Raw genomic sequence first — 16,638 nt, forward strand, 5'->3', positions numbered from 1 at the left:
CCCGCGCGGCCCAGTTCCGCGGGGGAGGATGAAGAGTAGGATAGGTAGCATGAGCGAGCCTACCGGCAAGTACTCGATCACCATGCCGCGCGACATCGCCGAAGCCGCCAAGGCCCGCAGTGGCCCCTCCGGTCTCTCTGCCTACGTGGCCGCCGCCGTCGCCCGCCAGATCGAACGCGACAACCTCAACGAACTCGTCCGGGTCGCCGAGGCCGAACACGGGCCCATCGCCGAGGACGAGATCCAGGCTCTGCGCGAACAGCTCCACCAGGCACGCCGGCAGCAGGCCCAGGACGGGACGAACGCAGCGTGACACGCTCCCCCGCCACGCCGGGCGGCACGCTCGTCCTCGACAGCGAAGGACTGGCCAAGGCCGTGCTGCGCGACCGCACAGTCACCGCCTGGCTCGCCCTCGCCCGTGCCGACGATCTGCGCGTGATCACGTCCGTAGCCACCCTGGTGGAGGTGACCCACCCTCGCATCAACCGCCCTGCCCTGGAGTGGACTCTCTCCCGCCTCGTCGTCGAGCCGGTCACCGAGCCGATCGCCCGGCGCGCCTCCGCCCTCCTCGCCAACGCCGGCCTGCACGGCCACAAGTACGCCATCGACGCCATGCTGAGCGCCACCGCCCTCTCCGCCCCCGGACCCGTCACCGTGCTTACCTCGGACCCGGAGGACCTCACCACTCTCTGCGGCACACGCGTCACTGCCATCAAGGTCTGACCAACTGCAATACCGGGATGAGCCGCAAGCCCGTCAGTGACCGAGGGGCGGCGCGGCTGTCCCGCCGGGGCGGGTTGGGGTCCTGCAACCGCCTTGGGGCTCACGGGGGTTGCGATGCGTTGTAGGACTCAGTCGCCTCATCCGTTCCCCCACCATCACCGGCCCCCGCGGGGTATCGTGCCGCCGACGACGGGCGCTGCCTAGGTGAGGAAGGCGGGTCGTATGAGGTTTCGGCGCGGTGGTGAGGAGCGGCTGGACCGGCATGCGGCCCGGGACGATCTGCCGCTGCGCGCCGCGCTGGAGGACGCCGCGATGGGGCGGTGGGACGGGCCCCGGGATCTTCTCGCCGCGACCGGGCGGGACTGGGACCGGCGGATCTTCCGGCTCCAGGTGCTGGCGCGGGCAGGGGTGCGGCTGCGGTTCGCCGATACGTGGGTGCGGGCCGAGCCGCGGTCGGGGGACGCGCTGGCGCTGCTCGCGCACGTGCGGGCGCTGCGGTCGATGATCAGCGGGGTGGACGAGGGCCGCGCGGAGATGGAGGGGGCCTGGGCCACCTGCCTGGCCGCCGCCGACGCCGAGCCGGCCGACCCCGCGCCGTGGGTGGTGCTGCTCGCCCTGATCAGGGTGCACGCCCCGGGCCGCAAGACCCTCCGGCAGGTCTGGGAGGAGGTCGTCGCGCGTGATCCGTACAACCGGGAGGCCCACCACGAGGTCCTGACCTACCTCTTCTCGCGCAACCACGGCTCCGGCGCCGAGATGTTCCACTGGGCGCAGGAGCGCGCCGACACCGCGCCCAAGGGGCAGCCGGTCGCCGTGCTGCCGCTGGTGGCGCTGGCGGAGTCCCACCGTCACCGGATGCGGACCGAGGCCGGCACGTACGGGCTCAGCATCCACCCGTGGATCGACTGCCCGCACCTCGACCAGGTGCTGGAGTTCTGGTGGCGGCACCGGCCGGAGCGGCCGCACGCCCAGTTCATGGACGACGCCAACTACCTCGCGCACGCCCTGGCGTTCGCCGGCCGGCACGCGGAGGCGTACGAGGTGTTCCAGGCCATCGGCCCGTACGCCTCGGACGTGCCCTGGTCCTACTGCGGCGACGCGCGGGAGCTGTTCCTCCGGCACCGCGAGTGGGCCCGGAAGGCGGTCCGTCCCCGCACCACGTAAGCGCACGGGCGCACCCGTACGAGTACCGCACATTCCTTGACCGTTCACCACGAGAAAGAGAATCGCGTGCCACTCGATGTCCCCGGCGTCTCCGACGAGGAGCGCCTCCAGCAGCTCGGTTACACCCAGGTCCTGGCCCGGCGCATGTCCGGCTTCGCCAACTTCGCGGTGTCGTTCACGATCATCTCCGTCCTCTCCGGGTGCATGACGATGTACGGCTTCGGCATGCGGACCGGCGGGCCCGCGATGCTCACCCTGGGGTGGATCGCCGTCGGCGCGATGACCCTGGTCGTGGGGCTGGCGATGGCCGAGGTGTGCTCCTCGTACCCGACCTCCGCCGGGCTCTACTTCTGGGCGCACCGGATGGCCCCCGAGCGGTCGCGGGCGGCGTGGGCCTGGTTCACGGGGTGGTTCAACGTCCTGGGGCAGATCGCGGTGACGGCCGGTGTCGACTTCGGTGCGGCGTCCTTCCTCAACGCCTATCTGGATCTCCAGTTCGGCTTCGCGGCCACGCCGGGGCACACGATCGCGCTCTTCGGGGCGGTCCTCCTGCTGCACGCCGTGCTGAACACCTTCGGCGTCCGGCTGGTGGCCTTCCTGAACTCCGTGAGCGTGTGGTGGCACCTGCTCGGCGTGGTGCTGATCGTCGGCGCGCTGGCGCTCGTACCGGATCACCACCAATCGACGTCCTTCGTCTTCACCCACTTCACCAACGACACCGGCTGGAGTTCGGGGCTGTACGTGGGGCTGCTGTCGCTGCTGGTCGCGCAGTACACCTTCACCGGCTACGACGCCTCCGCGCACATGACCGAGGAGACCAATGACGCCGCCGTGGCCGGGCCGCGCGGGATCGTGCGGTCGATCTGGGTGTCGTGGATCGCGGGGTTCGTGCTGCTGGCGGGGCTGACGTACGCGATCCAGGACTGGAGCGGGACGGCCGGCACCGCCACCGGTGTGCCCCCGGCGCAGATCTTCATGGACGCCCTCGGCGCCTCGGCCGGGAAACTGCTGCTGCTGGTCGTGATCGTCGCGCAGTTGTTCTGCGGCATGGCGGCGGTGACGGCGAACTCCCGGATGATCTACGCCTTCTCGCGCGACGGCGCGCTGCCGTTCTCCCGCGTCTGGCACCGGATCAACCCGCAGACCCGCACCCCCACCAACGCCGTCTGGCTGGCCGTCGGCGGCGCGTTCCTGCTGGGGCTGCCCTATCTGGTGAACTCCACGGCGTACGCCGCCGTCACCTCCATCGCCACGATCGGTCTGTACATCTCCTACGCCGCGCCGACGCTGCTGCGGCTCCGCAAGGGAGACGCGTTCGAGCGCGGGCCCTGGCACCTGGGTCGCTGGTCGAGGCCGGTCGGGGTCGTGGCGATCGGCTGGGTGGCGCTGATCACCGTGCTGTTCATGCTGCCGCAGGTCAGCCCGGTGACCGCGGACACGTTCAACTACGCGCCGATCGCCGTCGTGGCCGTGCTCGGCTTCGCCGGGATCTGGTGGCTGGCCTCGGCCCGCCGCTGGTTCCTCAACCCCCATCACCCCCGTAACGCCGCCGCTCCCCGGGAGCCCGTGGTCCCGGCGGCGGAAGCGGTGGACGACGTCTTCCGCTGGTAGGGCCGGGCGGGACGGGTTCGCCGGGGGGGGCGGGCATCCGCGCCCCCCGGCACCCCGGCCTCCTCAGATCTTCGGGAAGCTGAACACGTAGCCCTGCTCCTTCAGCCAGGGCAGGAGTTCCTCCAGGGCCGCCACCGTCTGGCCGCGGTTGCCGCCGCCGTCGTGGAAGAGGACCGTGGGGCCCTCGCTCAGGCCGCTCTTGACCGACTGCACGATGCGCTCGGTGCCGGGGTTCTGCCAGTCGCGGGTGTCGACGCTCCAGCCGAGCGGCCGCATGCCGTGCGAGGCGGCGACCTCGCGGCTGTACGGGGTGAAGGCGCCCCCGGGAGCGCGGTAGTAGCGGACCTCGACGCCCGGGCCCGCGGCGTCCTGGATCATCTTCAGCGCGTCGAGCACCTGATGCTCCTGATAGGACTCGGAGCGCCGGTCCATGGCGGTGTTGTGGTCGACGGAGTGGTCGCAGAGGCGGTGCCCGGCCGCGACGACCTTCTTGACGAGTGCGGGGTACTCCTTCGCCCGCGAGCCGATGACGCAGAAGGTGGCCTTGGCGTCGTATTTCTTCAGCACGTCCAGCACCTTCACCGTCCAGCCGGGCTCGGGCCCGTCGTCGATGGTGAGGTTGACGGTCTTGCCCGTGCCCTCGCTGTCGTGCGAGATCTCGGCGGAGACGCGGGGCGGCGACGCGCTGCTCCGGCCGGGCTGCGGCGACGCGGTTCCCGGTGTCCCCTTCTTGTCCTTGCTCTCCCCGCCGTTGTCGCCCGCCCCTTGGGTGTGGCCGGGCGTCCCCGAGTCCTCCGTGGCCATGGCCACGCAACCCGGTATGGTCGCCGCGAGTGCCAGAAGCGAAGCCGCCGCGATCGTGATGCGTAGATTCCGGGTGGTCGGTCGTGCCATGAACATTCCCTCCCTCGCTGAGAGTTGTCCGGACCCCCGCTCAGCTATGCGCCCGCACTCATGCGCATGTGCTTCTGGGTGCACCCGAAGACGTCCATGACGAGGAGAAGGTTCCAACGCGGCCCAAGACGTACCGCGATGTGCTACAGCTGCGGCCGCTGGTGCCGTTATCGACGCTCCGGACCGCCCTCGTCCGCCCCCGTGCGCCCTTTCGGCCCGTCCGTTCCGGCGGCCCCTTCCGCCCCCGCGCCCTCGGCGATCACGGCCGCGACCTCCGCCCTGCGCGCGTCCTCCTCCGCGGCGAAGCGCTGCGCGTCCAGCTGTTCGGCAGCCTCCTCGTCCTGTGCCATGAGGAGGTCGAGGCTGGCGTCGCCCATGTCGAGGACGCCCATGTCGACGTAGGCGCGCTGGAGGCGCTCGCCCCACAGGCCGATGTCCTTCACACAGGGCACGATGCGGGTGAAGAGCAGCTTCCGGAAGAGCTTGAGGTACTCGGACCCCTCGCTGAGCTCGGCGGCCTCGGCGGCCGGGATCCCGAAGTCGGTCAGCACCACCTCGCCGCGCAGCCGGTCGCGCATCAGGTAGCAGCCTTCGATGACGAATTCCTCGCGCTCGCGCAGCTCCGCGTCGGTCAGCTCGCGGTAGTGGTCGCGCAGGGCCATGCGGCCGAAGGCGACGTGGCGGGCCTCGTCCTGCATGACGTACGCGAGGATCTGCTTCGGCAGCGGCTTCTCGGTGGTGTCGCGCAGCATGCCGAAGGCGGCCAGGGCGAGACCTTCGATGAGAACCTGCATGCCGAGGTAGGGCATGTCCCACCGGGAGTCGCGCAGGGTGTCACCGAGCAGCGACTGGAGATTGTCGTCGATCGGGTAGGTCAGCTGGATCTTCTCGCGGAGGAACCGGTCGAAGATCTCGGTGTGCCGGGCCTCGTCCATGGTCTGGGTGGCGGCGTAGAACTTCGCGTCCAGGTCCGGTACGGACTCCACGATGCGGGCCGCGCAGACCATCGCGCCCTGCTCGCCGTGGAGGAACTGGCTGAACTGCCAGGAGGAGAAGAGGCGGCGCAGTTCGCCCTTGTCGCGCTCGGACATCCGGTCCCAGTACGGCGTGCCGTGGAGGACGAGGTTCTCGTCGGGGACGCCGAGGGCGTCGTACGGGTCGACGGGCAGGTCCCAGTCGATGCGGGTGACGGCGTCCCACTGCTTGTCCTTGCCCTTCTGATAGAGGGCCAGCAGCCGGTCGCGGCCCTGGTCGTACTGCCAGCTGAACCGGGCGGCGCCGGACGCCGGCACCTCCCAGGAGGTCTCACCGAGGTCGTACGCGGGGCGCTTTCGCGTCGTCATGACGCCTCCTGTCCCTCACTGTCCTGGTTGTTCCGTTCGCGCCTGACTATCGGCAGGCTCACACGCTGGTTACCGCCGGGTCAATGGTGTTGTACGGGTGTTGCTCCAGGGGATTGACGGGCTTGCTGACAAGCAGTCTCATAAAGACGTACCGCGGGTAACTCACAGATGAGGTGTCCTCAGCCATGACCCCTGCGCCCACCGGGACCACCGATGCCGCCGAGCCGGCCGCGACCGCCGATGCCACCGGGACTCCCCCGGCGCCGCGACCGCCCGTACGGGACGCGCTCGGCCTGCTCAAGGACCGCGAGAAGACCGCCGAGCGGCTGCTGGAGTCCTCCGCGAGGCACTCCTTCGACCCCGACACCGAACTGGACTGGGACGCGCCGCTCGAAGAGGGCAAGTGGTTCTGGCCGCCGGAGCTGCTCTCCCTCTACGGCACCCCGCTGTGGCGGAAGATGCCGGAGGAGCAGCGCATCGAACTGTCCCGGCACGAGGCCGCGTCGCTCGCCTCGCTCGGCATATGGTTCGAGGTCATCCTGATGCAGCTGCTGGTCCGGCACATCTACGACAAGCCCATGACCAGCGCGCACGTCCGCTACGCCCTCACCGAGATAGCGGACGAGTGCCGGCACTCGAAGATGTTCGCCCGCATGATCCACACGTCCGGCGCCCCCACGTATCCGGTCTCCGGCCTCCACCACAACCTCGCCCGGATCCTCAAGACCGTCTCCACCACACCCGGTTCCTTCGCCTGCACGCTCCTCGGCGAGGAGATCCTGGACCACATGCAGCGGCTGACCTTCCCGGACGAGCGCGTGCAGCCGCTCGTGCGCGGCGTGACCCGCATCCACGTGGTGGAGGAGGCGCGGCACGTCCGGTACGCGCGCGAGGAACTGCGCCGCCAGATGGCCGACTGCCCGCGCTGGGAACGGGGACTGACCCGGCTGAGCGCCGGCGAGGCCGCGCGCGTCTTCTCCGTCGCCTTCGTCAATCCCGCCGTCTACACGAACGTCGGCCTCGACCGCCGGGAGGCCGTGGCCCAGGTGAAGGCGAGCGGCCACCGGCGCGAGGTGATGCAGGCGGGTGCCAAGCGGCTCACGGACTTCCTGGACGACATCGGGCTGATGCGGGGCGCGGGAAGGCGGCTGTGGCGCAGCTCGGGGCTGCTCGCCTGAATCGTTCGCCGCACGTTGCCGCGGGCGCCGGGACGGCGGTTACGCTGCCGTGCATGAACGGCAGCCGCACCGTCCCGGCAGCACCGGCCCCTTCCCCCCGCGCCACCTACCGCAGGCTCGGCGTCGAGGAGCGCCGCACCCAGCTGATCGCCGCCGCGCTGACGCTCTTCGCCCACCGCGCGCCCGAGGACGTCTCGCTCGACGACGTCGCCGCCGCGGCCGCCGTGTCCCGGCCGCTGGTGTACCGCTACTTCCCCGGCGGCAAGCCCCAGCTGTACGAGGCCGCGCTGCGCAGCGCGGCCGACGATCTCCAACTGTGCTTCGCCGAGCCGCAGAACGGTCCCCTCACCGGCCGGCTGTCCGCCGCGCTCGACCGCTATCTGGCGTTCGTCGACGAGCACGACGCGGGGTTCAGCGCGCTGCTGCAGGGCGGCAGCGTCGCCGAGACGTCCCGTACGGGCGCGATCGTGGACGGGGTGCGGCGGGCGGCCGCCGCGCAGATCCTCAAGCACCTGGGCGTGCCGGAGCCGCGGCCGAGGCTGCGGATGATGGTCCGCACGTGGATCACGGCCGTGGAGGCGGCGTCGCTGATCTGGCTGGACGAGGACAAGCAGCCGCCGGTGGAAGAGTTGCGCGACTGGCTGGTCGACCACTTCGTGGCGCTGCTCACCGTGACGGCGGCAGGCGACGAACAGACGGCCGGGGCCGCGCGGGGCGCGCTCGCGCTGGAGGCGGCGGACGGGCCGGTGGGGAGGCTGGCGCGGCGGGTGGTGCCGGTGGTGGCGGACGCGGGACATCTTTTGCCCGCGCAGGCGGACGACGAGGGCACGGGCGGGGAGGATGCGGGCGGGGGCGGCGCGGCCGGTGACGGTGCGGCCGGAGACCGCACGACCGTGGACGCCCCGCCCGCGGACGCCATGACCCGTTCCCGCTCCTGACGTCGTCCTTCTCCCCCGTCTGACGGAGACTGGTCGCGTGAGAAGCGAAGATACGCCTTTCGAGGGCGGCCCCCTGGACGGGCGCGTACTGCCGGTGCTCCTGGGAGCCACCGGGCACCCGCCGAAGACCTACGAGGTCCCCGTGCCGGCCGAGGACGGCGGGGCGCCCGCCGTGCACGTCTACCGGCGGGTCCAGGCGGCCACGACGCGCCGGCTGGGGCTGCCGAAGGGCTGGAAGTACGTGTACGACCCGGAGGGCGCCCCGGGTGGCCGCGGGCTGAAGTGGCCATGGACGCGTCCCGGAGCGTGAAGCACCGCAGGCAGGCGCGTGTCACATAACAGGCGCTCCTCCGAACGGGTGAGGAAAGACCACCCAAGGAGTGAGCGGATTAGGCGGATCCGCCCACGCCCACTGCCGTGAGGGCGATCACCCGTGCCAGGATCCTCCGTGGGCAAACGATCACACCACCACCCCGGAGGTGAGTCCGTGCCAGGACGGTTCGCGCGCTCTGTCCGCGCGGCGGCGCTGGCCGCCGGCGCTGCGTCGCTCGTACTGCCGGCCCCACCGGCGTCGGCGGCCCCCGCCGACCCGCCCGACCAGCCCGTCAGCGTCCTCCTCGCCCGGCTCCAGACGCTCTACGTCAAGGCCGAGGAGGCCACCGAGACGTACAACGCGACCGAGGAGAAGCTCAAGAGACAGCGCACGCGGGTCACGGGGCTCGACCACGACCTCGCCGCCGCCCGCGCCGCCCTCGCCGACAGCCTCGACGACGCCGGGCGGCTCGCCCGGGAGCAGTACCAGGGCACCAGGAACGTCCTCTCGCCGTCCATGGGCTTCCTGCTCAGCCGGGACCCCGCCCACGCCTTCGACCACGGCCACCAGCTGGGCCGCGCGGCCGGACGACGCGCCGCGACGATCGTCCGCCTCACCGACAACGCCGAACGGCGGACGGATCTGGCCGTCAAGGCGCACGACGCCCTCACCGTGCGCGAGGCGCTCGCCGCGCAGCAGAAGAAGGAGCGCGACGCGGTCCGCAAGAGCCTGGCCCGGGTCGAGCGGATGCTGGCGTCACTGAGCGGTGAGCAGCTCGCCGAGCTGTGGAAACTGGAGCAGCGCTCCATATCCCGCGCCCAGCGCGAGCTGCTCGCCTCGGGCCGGCTGAGCGGGGCCGGCACACCGTCCGCCGCGGGCGGCCGGGCGCTGGCGTACGCGTACGAGCAGATAGGCAAGCCCTACGTGTGGGGCTCGGAGGGCCCGGACTCCTTCGACTGTTCCGGACTCACCTCGCAGGCGTGGGCGCACGCGGGCGACGTCATCCCGCGGACGAGCCAGGAGCAGTGGAAGTCGCTGCCGAAGGTTCCCCTGAGCCAGTTGCGCCCCGGTGACCTGGTGGTCTACTTCCAGGGCGCCACCCATGTGGCGCTGTACATCGGTGACGGCATGGTCATCCAGGCACCCCGGCCGGGCGCCCGGGTCAAGGTGTCGCCGATCGCGGCGAACCCGCTGCTGGGCGCCGTACGCCCGGACGCCGGCCGGGCGCCGCTGCGCAGCTATGTACCGCCGAGGCTGCCGGACGGCGCCGCGAACGGCTCGGACACCGGCTACGGCTCGGTGGGGGCACCCTCGAAGACCTGACGAGGACGCCCCGGCCCCATTCAGCCCGCCGCCTCCGCCGCCACCTCCGCCACGTAGGCTGCCGCCCGCTCCGGTGTGTAGAAGAAGCCCTCGAAGTCGGACGGGTCGTCGAAGCCGCGCGCGAGACGGTCGGCGATCGGCTGGAGTCCGGCCGCCGCGCCCATCAGCTCCATGACGTGCGCGGCCGGCGGCGCGAGCATCGCGTTGGTCCACCGGGTGGCGTGCCGCGCCCGCTCCCAGTGGCGGTCGAAGGCGGCGGTCATCCACTCCTCGTCGAAGGGCAGCTCGCCGCGCTCGGTGATCGAGGCGAGGTACGAAGCCGCGCACTTGGCGGCCGAGTTGGCGCCCTGGCCGGTGACCGGGTCGTCGGCGACGACGCTGTCGCCCACGCCGAGGACCAGCCCGCCCGACGGCAGCCGTCCGACGGGCCGGCGGACCGTGGGGGTGTAGCCGCCGGCCAAGGTGGCTCCCGCGTCGGTCAGTTCGACGTCGGTGGCCCGCGCGTACTCCCACGGCACGAACCGCTCCAGCAGCTCCAGGGTCGTCGCCAGGTGCTCGCTCGGGCTCCGCAGCCCGGCGAAGACGTCGAGCGGCCCGCCGGGCACGCCCTCCCAGAACAGGATGTCGGCGCGGCCGGACAGGGTGAGCGTCGGCACGACGAAGAACTCCCCGACGCCGGGCACCAGATTGCAGCGCACCGCCTCGGACCCCGGGTGCTCGGGGCGGGGGCCGAGCCCGTGCACGTACGCCACCGCCAGGGCGCGCTGCGGCGTGGTGTACCGGGAGCGGGTGGGGTCCCGGCCGAAGAGCTCCGCGAGTTCGCCTTTGCCCGCCGCGACGAGGACGAGGTCGTAGCGGCTCACGAGGAAGTCCAGGTCGGAGACCGTCGCGCCGTGGATGACGAGCCTGCCGCCGCGGTCGGCGAAGGCGTCCAGCCAGCCGGCCAGCTTCAGCCGCTGGTCGACGGAGCGGGCGCAGCCGTCCAGCCGGCCCACCCAGTCGATCGCGCGCCGGTGCCCGCCGCCCGGCCCGTCGGCGGGGCCGGACACCGAGACGCCGACGCCGTCGATGCGCGGAGCGGCACCGGACCACTGGTCGAGGCCCAGGTCACGTTCGTACCGCAGCGCCGTGGGAAAGAGGCACTGCGCGGACGTCACCCGGCCGGAACGTATCTCCTCGGAGGTCCGGTTCGACATCAGGGTCACGTCGTACCCCTGGGCCTGGAGCCCGAGGGCCAGCTGGAGTCCGGACTGGCCGGCTCCGACGATGAGGATGCGCCGCACGGGGCCGCTCCTGTAGGTCTCATCCGGGTGTTGCGTCGAGGGCCCGGCCGACGAGGATCAGCAGGGTGTCGACGACCGCGATCCGTCTGCGGGCGTCCATGGTGACGAGCGGCACCTGCCGGGGCAGGGAGAGTGCCTCGCGCACCACTTCTCCTTCGAAGCGGTCGGTGCCCTCGAAGTGGTTGACCGCGACGATGTACGGCAACCCCGCGGTCTCGAAGTAGTCGAGTGCCGGGAAGCACTCCTCCAGCCGCCGGGTGTCGGCGAGGACGACCGCGCCGATCGCGCCGCGCACCAGGTCGTCCCACATGAACCAGAATCGTTTCTGGCCGGGTGTGCCGAAGAGGTACAGCACGAGGTCGGCGTCGAGGGTGATCCGGCCGAAGTCCATGGCGACGGTGGTCGTCGTCTTCTCCGGTATGGCGGAGAGGTCCTCCCGGGGCTCGGCGGCGGTCGTCATGACCACCTCGGTCCGCAGGGGCGTGATCTCCGAGACGGAGCCGACGAAGGTCGTCTTGCCGACGCCGAAGCCCCCGGCCACCACGATCTTCGTGGCGTGGGGCGCGCGCATCCGGTCCGTCTGCCAACCGTGCGCCTCGTCGTCGTGACCCGGGTCCGGCGCGTCGCGGACGGCCAGCGCCGTCGCCTCGATGCCGGCGTCAGAGCCTGTGGAGTCCACCCCGCACCCTTTCCAGCAGTGCCCGGTCGGGCCGGCCGGTGCCGTGTCCGGTGTCGAAGACGCGGATGCGGCCCTGGTCGGCCAGTTCGAGCAGCAGCACCCGGACGACGCCCAGCGGCATCTTCAGCAGCGCGGCGACCTCGGCGACCGAGCGCAGCCGGCGGCACAGGTCCACGACGGCACGTGCCTCGGGTCCGGCCTTGGCGGTGAGGCCGGCCGGGGCGGGCCGCTCGCGGTCGTCGCCGCGCGGGGCGCCCGCGGCGTCGACGACGGTGTCGACGGCGGCCACGAACGTCTCGACGAGCAGCACGCCGCGCCGGCCCGGGCGGCTGCCGTCGGCCGAGTACGGGCGGACGCGCGCCGGCTTGGGGCGGAGCGCGGCGCTGTTCATTCGACCGCCTCCACCGACTGGCGCAGCTCCCTGCGCAGGGCGGGGGTGAGGACGTGTCCGGCCCGGCCGACGAAGAGCGCCATGTGGTAGGCGACGACGCTCATGTCGCACTCGGGCGCGGCGTGGACGCCCAGCAGGGAGCCGTCGCTGATGGTCATCACGAAGAGGCTGCCGTCCTCCATCGCGACCATGGTCTGTTTGACGAGGCCGCCGTCCATCAGGGACGCGGCGCCGGTCGTCAGGCTGCCCAGCCCGGCGACGATGGTGGCGAGGTCGCCGGTGGAGCCCCGGGGGCTCGCCGGCCGGTCGTCGCCGGTGTACGGCGTCCGCTCCGGGTCGGAGGAGAGCAGCAGCAGGCCGTCGGAGGAGACCACGGCCACCGAGCGGATGCCGGGCACCTCCTCGACCAGTCCGGACAGCAGCCAGTGCAGGTTGCGGGCCTCGTGGCTCAGCCCGAACACGACGGGGCCGACAGGGGTGACGGGGGTGGCCCCCCGGGAAATCGCAGTCAACCGCGTGCCTCCTCGACAGTGCCGCCCGTGGCCGGCAACCCTGCTTGGTTCCGATCAGTGATGCGCCCGGCCGCCTCCGCCTCGGCGACCCGCCGTCCCTCGGTCGCGCCCCGCTGGAACCCCGACAGCTTGCGCCGCAGGGCCTCCGCGTCGACGCTCTTGCGCACCGGCGGCGGTGCGGGCTGGTGCGGCACGGCCTTCGGCGTGCGCTTGGGCAGGCCGTTGCCGACGACCGGGGCGCCGGCCTCCGGCGGACGGGCGTGCCGGCCCATGACGGCGGCCGGCGCGGCCGGCAGCCCGGTGACCCGTATCGGACCGCCCGCCGGCCCGGCGGGCGGGTCGGCGGGGTGTACGGGCACGGGTGAGGGGATGGCCCGTACGTCCGCGGTGCGCTGCGGGCGGCCGGGCAGGGCGTGGGAGTTGGCCTCGGCGATCGAGCCGGGAAGGTGGATCCGCGGCGCGGCGGCGGCGCCCGGCACCAGGGGGGTGTCGGCGAGGCCGGTGACGGTCGGCGAGCCGTCCGCCAGGACCGGCAGCGGCAGGACGACGAGCGCGGCGGTCCCGCCGGTCATCTGCTCCCGCAGCTGGACGCGCACCCCGTGGCGGCCGGCGAGCCGCGCGACCACGTACAGGCCGAGGCCCCGGCCCGGATCGCCCTGCTGCTCGGGGTGGCCGGCCAGGTCGGCGCGGCCGGTCGGCGCGCCCGGGGCCCGGGGGCCCTCCGGGTCGGGGTCGGCCAGCAGGGCGTTGAGCTCTCCGAGCCGGTCGGCGGTGATGCCGATGCCCTCGTCCTGGACGGAGAGCACGATCTCGCCGGTCTCCAGGGTCCAGCCGGAGAGCTGTACGTGGGAGTCGGCCGGGGAGAAGGCCGTGGCGTTCTCCAGGAGTTCGGCCACCAGGTGGCTGACGTCGTCCGAGGCGTACCCGGCGAGGAGGGCGTGCGGCGGCAGGGACTGGATGCGCACCCGCTGATACCGCTCGATCTCGCCCGCCGATGCGCGCAGGACGTCCAGCAGCGGTACGGGCGCGGTGCGGGCGCTGCCGCTCTCGGCGCCGGCGATGGCGAGGAGGTTCTCGCTGTTGCGGCGCATGCGGGTGGCGAGGTGGTCGAGCGTGAAGAGGGTCTCCAGGCGCTCGGGATCGGTCTCGTGGGCCTCCAGGCCCTCGATGACGGCGAGTTGGCGCTCGACGAGGCCGAGGGTGCGCAGCGAGAGGCCGACGAGGAGGCCGTGCGCCCGGTCGGCCGGGCCGTCGGTGCGGACGGCCGCGGGCTCGGGCTCGGCGAGCTCCTCGGCCAGCCGCTCGGAGAGCTGCTGGTGGCGGTCGCGCAGGGCTTCGCGCTCCTCGGCGATGATCTGCCGGGACGTCACGAGCCGGGTGCGTTCGCCTTCGAGGACGGCGATGCGTTCCCGCTGCCGGTGCGCGGTCTCGCGCAGGACGTTGACGGCGCGCACGATCTCGGCGATCTCGTCGTCGCGGCCGGTCAGGGCGACCGGCTGTTCGGCCGCCGGGTCGGCGCAGACGCGGCGGGCCCCGAGCCGCAGGGTGTCGAGCGGCCGGGTGACGGAGCGGGTGGTCCGCAGGCCGGCTCCGAGGGCGATCAGCAGGCAGAGGGCGGAGGCGCCGCCGCGCAGCTCCACGTCGGCGCGGGCGTCGTCGCGCAGCCCCTCCAGGCGCCGCTTCTCCTGGGCGGCGAGGCCGGATTCGACCTGGCGCATCCGCTCGACGCGGTCGGTGAGGGCGGTGCGTACGGGCCCGGGGGGCTGGTCGGCTAGGTCGGCGGCGGAGGGCTGGGAGCGGGCGAGGCGGGCCAGGTGCCCGTCGGCGGCGGTGACCCCGGGGCCGGTGACCGTGCCGGTGAAGCGCTCGCGGGCGCCGGTGCCCGCGAGCCGGCGGAAGTCGTCGAGGGCGTCCCGCTCCCGCTGGGCGGAGCGCTGGGCCGCGGCGGCGAGGGCGGACTGCTGGGTGCCGTGCGCGGCGAGGGCGCCGAGGAGCAGGGCCCGGGTGGCGGACGCCTCCTCGACGGCGCGGCCCAGCGGGAGCAGGGCGGCCGGGCCGGAGCCGGCGGGACCTTCGACGGTGTCGGCCACCGCGTGCAGTTCCCGCACGGTGGTGGTGTAGGCGGCGAAGGCGGCCAGGGCGTCGCCGCCGTCGGCGGCCAGGGCCTGGGTCCGTGCCTCGGGAATCGCGTCGAGCAGGCGGCGCAGGGAGGCGGGGGCGGCGGGGCGGTACTCCTCGATCCGCCGTTGCACCTCGGCACGTTGCGCGTCGGAGAGGCCGGCCTCCGGGGCTCCGGAGCGGCCGGCGGCCACGTACCGGGTCATGGCGTCGCGCTCGTCCGCGAGGACGTGGGCGAGGGCGAGGGCGGGTCCGGCGTCCTCGGCGAGGGCCACGAGCCGCCGGTCCCCGGTCAGTTCGCGGGAGGCGTCCACGACGCCGAAGGCACCGGCCCCGAGCACCGCGAGGGCGGCGACCGCGACCGAGGCGGTCAGCCGGTTACGTACGCGGGCGGTGCGCTCTCGCACCGCCGTGGACCGCTGCTCTCGCTCGCCGCCCCCAAGCCGCTTCTTCCGCACCGGTGCTCTCAATCTTCTCTCGTCCCACCCCTGGTACTGATTTGACCCTTTCAGCACCTCTGCGGGGCAGGTGCCCTTCGACCACCCGGCCACTCGAAGGAGTGAACATCAATTTGAAATTGACCAACGACATATGCATCGGTCGCATTCGGGCCCTCAGTACGTCACTTCAAGAACGCCGGGACAGCCGTCAGGATGCGCGCCCGCACACGTAGATTTCCGACATCCGGCACACTGACCTCATGCGCATCGAACTCGCCACCCAACCGGGGGAACCGCACCACCCGAACGAGGACTTCGTGTCCGTGGCGCTGCCCGCCTCGGGCGGCGGGGGCGTGCTGGTCCTGCTGGACGGGGTGACCCCGCCGCCCTCCGGCGGGACGGGCTGCGCGCACGGCGTGCCGTGGTTCACCGCCCGGCTGGGGGGCTCGCTGCTGGAACTGGCGGGCTCGCGACGGGAACTGACGCTCGCCCAGTGCCTGGCCCAGGCCGTCGAGCGGACCGCGGACGCCCACCGCGCCACGTGCGACCTCACCCACCGCCGCACCCCTCAGGCCACGGTGGTCGTGGCGCGCTGGGACGACGAGCGCGTGGAACACCTGGTGCTCTCCGACTCCGCCCTGCTCGTGGAGGCCGCGGACGGCACGGTGACGGCCGTGCTCGACGACCGCATCGACAGGCTGGCCGCGCTCGGCCCGGTCACGGACGCGCAGCGCAACGCGGAGGACGGCTTCTTCACGGCCGCGGCGGATCCGGCCGTCGTCGCCCGCGCGGTGACGGGCACGCTCGCGCGGGCGGAGGTACGGGCGCTGGCGGCGCTCACGGACGGCGCGGGGCGCTGGGTGGAGAGGTTCCGGGAGGGGGACTGGGCGGACTGCTTCGCCGTCCTGGCGAAGGAGGGGCCGCGGGCGCTGATCGACCGGGTGCGCGAGGCGGAGCGGGCGGCGGGGCCCCGCCGGGGGAAGAGGCACGATGACGCGGCGGCGGTGTACGCGGAGCTCTGACGTCGGCCCCGGGACGGGGGCGGGCGCTGGGCGGCTGAAAACGGCTGAGCCCGGCCGAATCAAGCCCGTCCGGCGATTGAGGACGCGCCCGCAGGGCGCCCGCCGCCGTAGGCGGCGAAGACGGCCCGCAGCCGAAGATCCTGGTGCGCACGACACGGCCCGCAGCCGCCCGCTCACACGACCCGCTAGCTCTCCGCGCTCACATTCAGCTGGTGCAGCAGCCGCGCGAGCTCCGCGATCTCCCCGCGGTCCCAGTCCGCCAGCTTCCGTACGTACTGCGCGCGGCGCGCGTCACGGACGCGGGTGAAGCGGGCGCGGCCCTCCTCGGTGATGCGGACCAGGGACGCGCGGCCGTCGGCCGGGTCCGGCTCGCGGGTGACGAGGCCGAGGTCGCACAGGGCGCGCAGCTGGCGGCTCATCGTGGCCTTGCCGACGCCGAAGTAGCCGGCGAGGTCGGTGGCGCGCTGCTGTCCGGCGTCCTCCAGGCGGACGAGCAGGCCGTACGCCGCCGCCTCCAGCTCGGGGTGGACCGCGCGGGCCATCTCGCCGGAGGAGGCGCGGGCGCGGCGCAGGAAGACGGCCAACTCCCGTTCCAGGGAGAGGTAGGCCCGGTCCATACCACTGCCGCCCTCGGCGTTCGGCCCGCCCCCCTCGGGGAGTGAAGGTGTCGTCTCGTGCACGTCAGTGCCCTCTCCGGCTTTCCGGC

16 protein-coding genes and 1 pseudogene are annotated in these 16,638 nt (G+C 73.0%); 9 read left to right on the plus strand and 8 right to left on the minus strand.

What is annotated here, in order from left to right; all coding sequences use genetic code 11:
• Positions 1–49: 49 nt before the first annotated feature.
• The 4 genes from J7E86_RS00100 (at position 50) to J7E86_RS00115 (ending at position 3,498) form a co-directional block, all read left to right on the plus strand.
• Positions 50–313 carry a CopG family transcriptional regulator gene (locus tag J7E86_RS00100; RefSeq protein ID WP_215078398.1) on the plus strand — a complete coding sequence of 88 codons (264 nt, stop codon included), beginning with the start codon at positions 50–52 and terminating at the stop codon, positions 311–313.
• Positions 310–723: a type II toxin-antitoxin system VapC family toxin gene (locus J7E86_RS00105; protein ID WP_215078400.1), complete on the plus strand. Its 414-nt coding sequence runs from the start codon at positions 310–312 to the stop codon at positions 721–723. Before J7E86_RS00100 ends, J7E86_RS00105 begins: the two co-directional genes overlap by 4 nt.
• Before the next feature lie 222 nt (positions 724–945).
• The gene (locus tag J7E86_RS00110; protein WP_251018451.1) at positions 946–1,887 is read left to right on the plus strand and encodes a hypothetical protein; all 942 of its coding nucleotides are present in this window, start codon (positions 946–948) and stop codon (positions 1,885–1,887) included.
• A 66-nt stretch (positions 1,888–1,953) separates the two neighbouring features.
• Complete coding sequence (locus tag J7E86_RS00115) at positions 1,954–3,498, plus strand: amino acid permease (protein ID WP_215078402.1); 1,545 nt, start codon at positions 1,954–1,956, stop codon at positions 3,496–3,498.
• A 63-nt stretch (positions 3,499–3,561) separates the two neighbouring features.
• On the opposite strand, the gene J7E86_RS00120 is transcribed toward J7E86_RS00115, so the two are convergent.
• Together J7E86_RS00120 and J7E86_RS00125 are read right to left on the minus strand one after the other, a co-directional pair.
• Positions 3,562–4,392, minus strand: coding sequence for a polysaccharide deacetylase family protein (locus J7E86_RS00120; protein ID WP_251018452.1), 831 nt, complete (start codon positions 4,390–4,392; stop codon positions 3,562–3,564).
• 167 nt (positions 4,393–4,559) lie between these two features.
• Positions 4,560–5,735, minus strand: a complete 1,176-nt coding sequence (locus tag J7E86_RS00125) for a ferritin-like domain-containing protein (RefSeq protein WP_215078403.1) — start codon at positions 5,733–5,735, stop codon at positions 4,560–4,562.
• 185 nt (positions 5,736–5,920) lie between these two features.
• Here J7E86_RS00125 and J7E86_RS00130 point away from each other — a divergent pair, with 185 nt between their 5' ends.
• The 4 genes and pseudogenes from J7E86_RS00130 to J7E86_RS00145 all read left to right on the plus strand — a co-directional run bounded on the left by J7E86_RS00130 (position 5,921) and on the right by J7E86_RS00145 (position 9,487).
• Positions 5,921–6,913 carry a diiron oxygenase gene (locus tag J7E86_RS00130; protein ID WP_215078404.1) on the plus strand — a complete coding sequence of 331 codons (993 nt, stop codon included), beginning with the start codon at positions 5,921–5,923 and terminating at the stop codon, positions 6,911–6,913.
• Positions 6,914–6,966: 53 nt separating this feature from the next.
• Positions 6,967–7,716, plus strand: a pseudogene (locus J7E86_RS00135) (TetR/AcrR family transcriptional regulator); the annotation flags it as partial.
• A gap of 172 nt (positions 7,717–7,888) precedes the next feature.
• On the plus strand, positions 7,889–8,161 hold the full coding sequence (locus J7E86_RS00140; RefSeq protein WP_308312415.1) for a hypothetical protein: 273 nt from the start codon (positions 7,889–7,891) through the stop codon (positions 8,159–8,161).
• A 177-nt stretch (positions 8,162–8,338) separates the two neighbouring features.
• Entirely contained in the window at positions 8,339–9,487 is a 1,149-nt protein-coding gene (locus tag J7E86_RS00145; RefSeq protein ID WP_215078407.1) for a C40 family peptidase, read from the plus strand.
• 20 nt (positions 9,488–9,507) lie between these two features.
• Here J7E86_RS00145 and J7E86_RS00150 read toward each other — a convergent pair whose 3' ends face one another.
• The 5 genes from J7E86_RS00150 to J7E86_RS00170 all read right to left on the minus strand — a co-directional run bounded on the left by J7E86_RS00150 (position 9,508) and on the right by J7E86_RS00170 (position 14,877).
• Entirely contained in the window at positions 9,508–10,770 is a 1,263-nt protein-coding gene (locus J7E86_RS00150; RefSeq protein WP_215078409.1) for a styrene monooxygenase/indole monooxygenase family protein, read from the minus strand.
• Positions 10,771–10,789: 19 nt separating this feature from the next.
• The gene (locus J7E86_RS00155) at positions 10,790–11,341 is read right to left on the minus strand and encodes an ATP/GTP-binding protein (RefSeq protein WP_215078457.1); all 552 of its coding nucleotides are present in this window, start codon (positions 11,339–11,341) and stop codon (positions 10,790–10,792) included.
• Positions 11,342–11,429: 88 nt separating this feature from the next.
• The gene (locus tag J7E86_RS00160; protein WP_215078411.1) at positions 11,430–11,840 is read right to left on the minus strand and encodes a DUF742 domain-containing protein; all 411 of its coding nucleotides are present in this window, start codon (positions 11,838–11,840) and stop codon (positions 11,430–11,432) included.
• Positions 11,837–12,352, minus strand: coding sequence for a roadblock/LC7 domain-containing protein (locus J7E86_RS00165; RefSeq protein ID WP_215078413.1), 516 nt, complete (start codon positions 12,350–12,352; stop codon positions 11,837–11,839). The genes J7E86_RS00160 and J7E86_RS00165 overlap by 4 nt, the downstream gene beginning before the upstream one ends.
• On the minus strand, positions 12,349–14,877 hold the full coding sequence (locus J7E86_RS00170; protein WP_215078414.1) for a nitrate- and nitrite sensing domain-containing protein: 2,529 nt from the start codon (positions 14,875–14,877) through the stop codon (positions 12,349–12,351). Before J7E86_RS00170 ends, J7E86_RS00165 begins: the two co-directional genes overlap by 4 nt.
• Positions 14,878–15,170: 293 nt before the next feature.
• Between J7E86_RS00170 and J7E86_RS00175 the strand changes: the two genes are divergently transcribed.
• Positions 15,171–15,932, plus strand: coding sequence for a protein phosphatase 2C domain-containing protein (locus tag J7E86_RS00175; protein ID WP_215078416.1), 762 nt, complete (start codon positions 15,171–15,173; stop codon positions 15,930–15,932).
• Positions 15,933–16,117: 185 nt separating this feature from the next.
• Here the strand turns inward: J7E86_RS00175 and J7E86_RS00180 are convergent, their stop codons facing one another.
• Positions 16,118–16,549 carry a MarR family winged helix-turn-helix transcriptional regulator gene (locus J7E86_RS00180; protein ID WP_215078458.1) on the minus strand — a complete coding sequence of 144 codons (432 nt, stop codon included), beginning with the start codon at positions 16,547–16,549 and terminating at the stop codon, positions 16,118–16,120.
• Positions 16,550–16,638: the final 89 nt, after the last annotated feature.

The sequence above is a fragment of the Streptomyces sp. ISL-11 genome, from assembly GCF_018614525.1.
GTDB lineage: Bacteria > Actinomycetota > Actinomycetes > Streptomycetales > Streptomycetaceae > Streptomyces.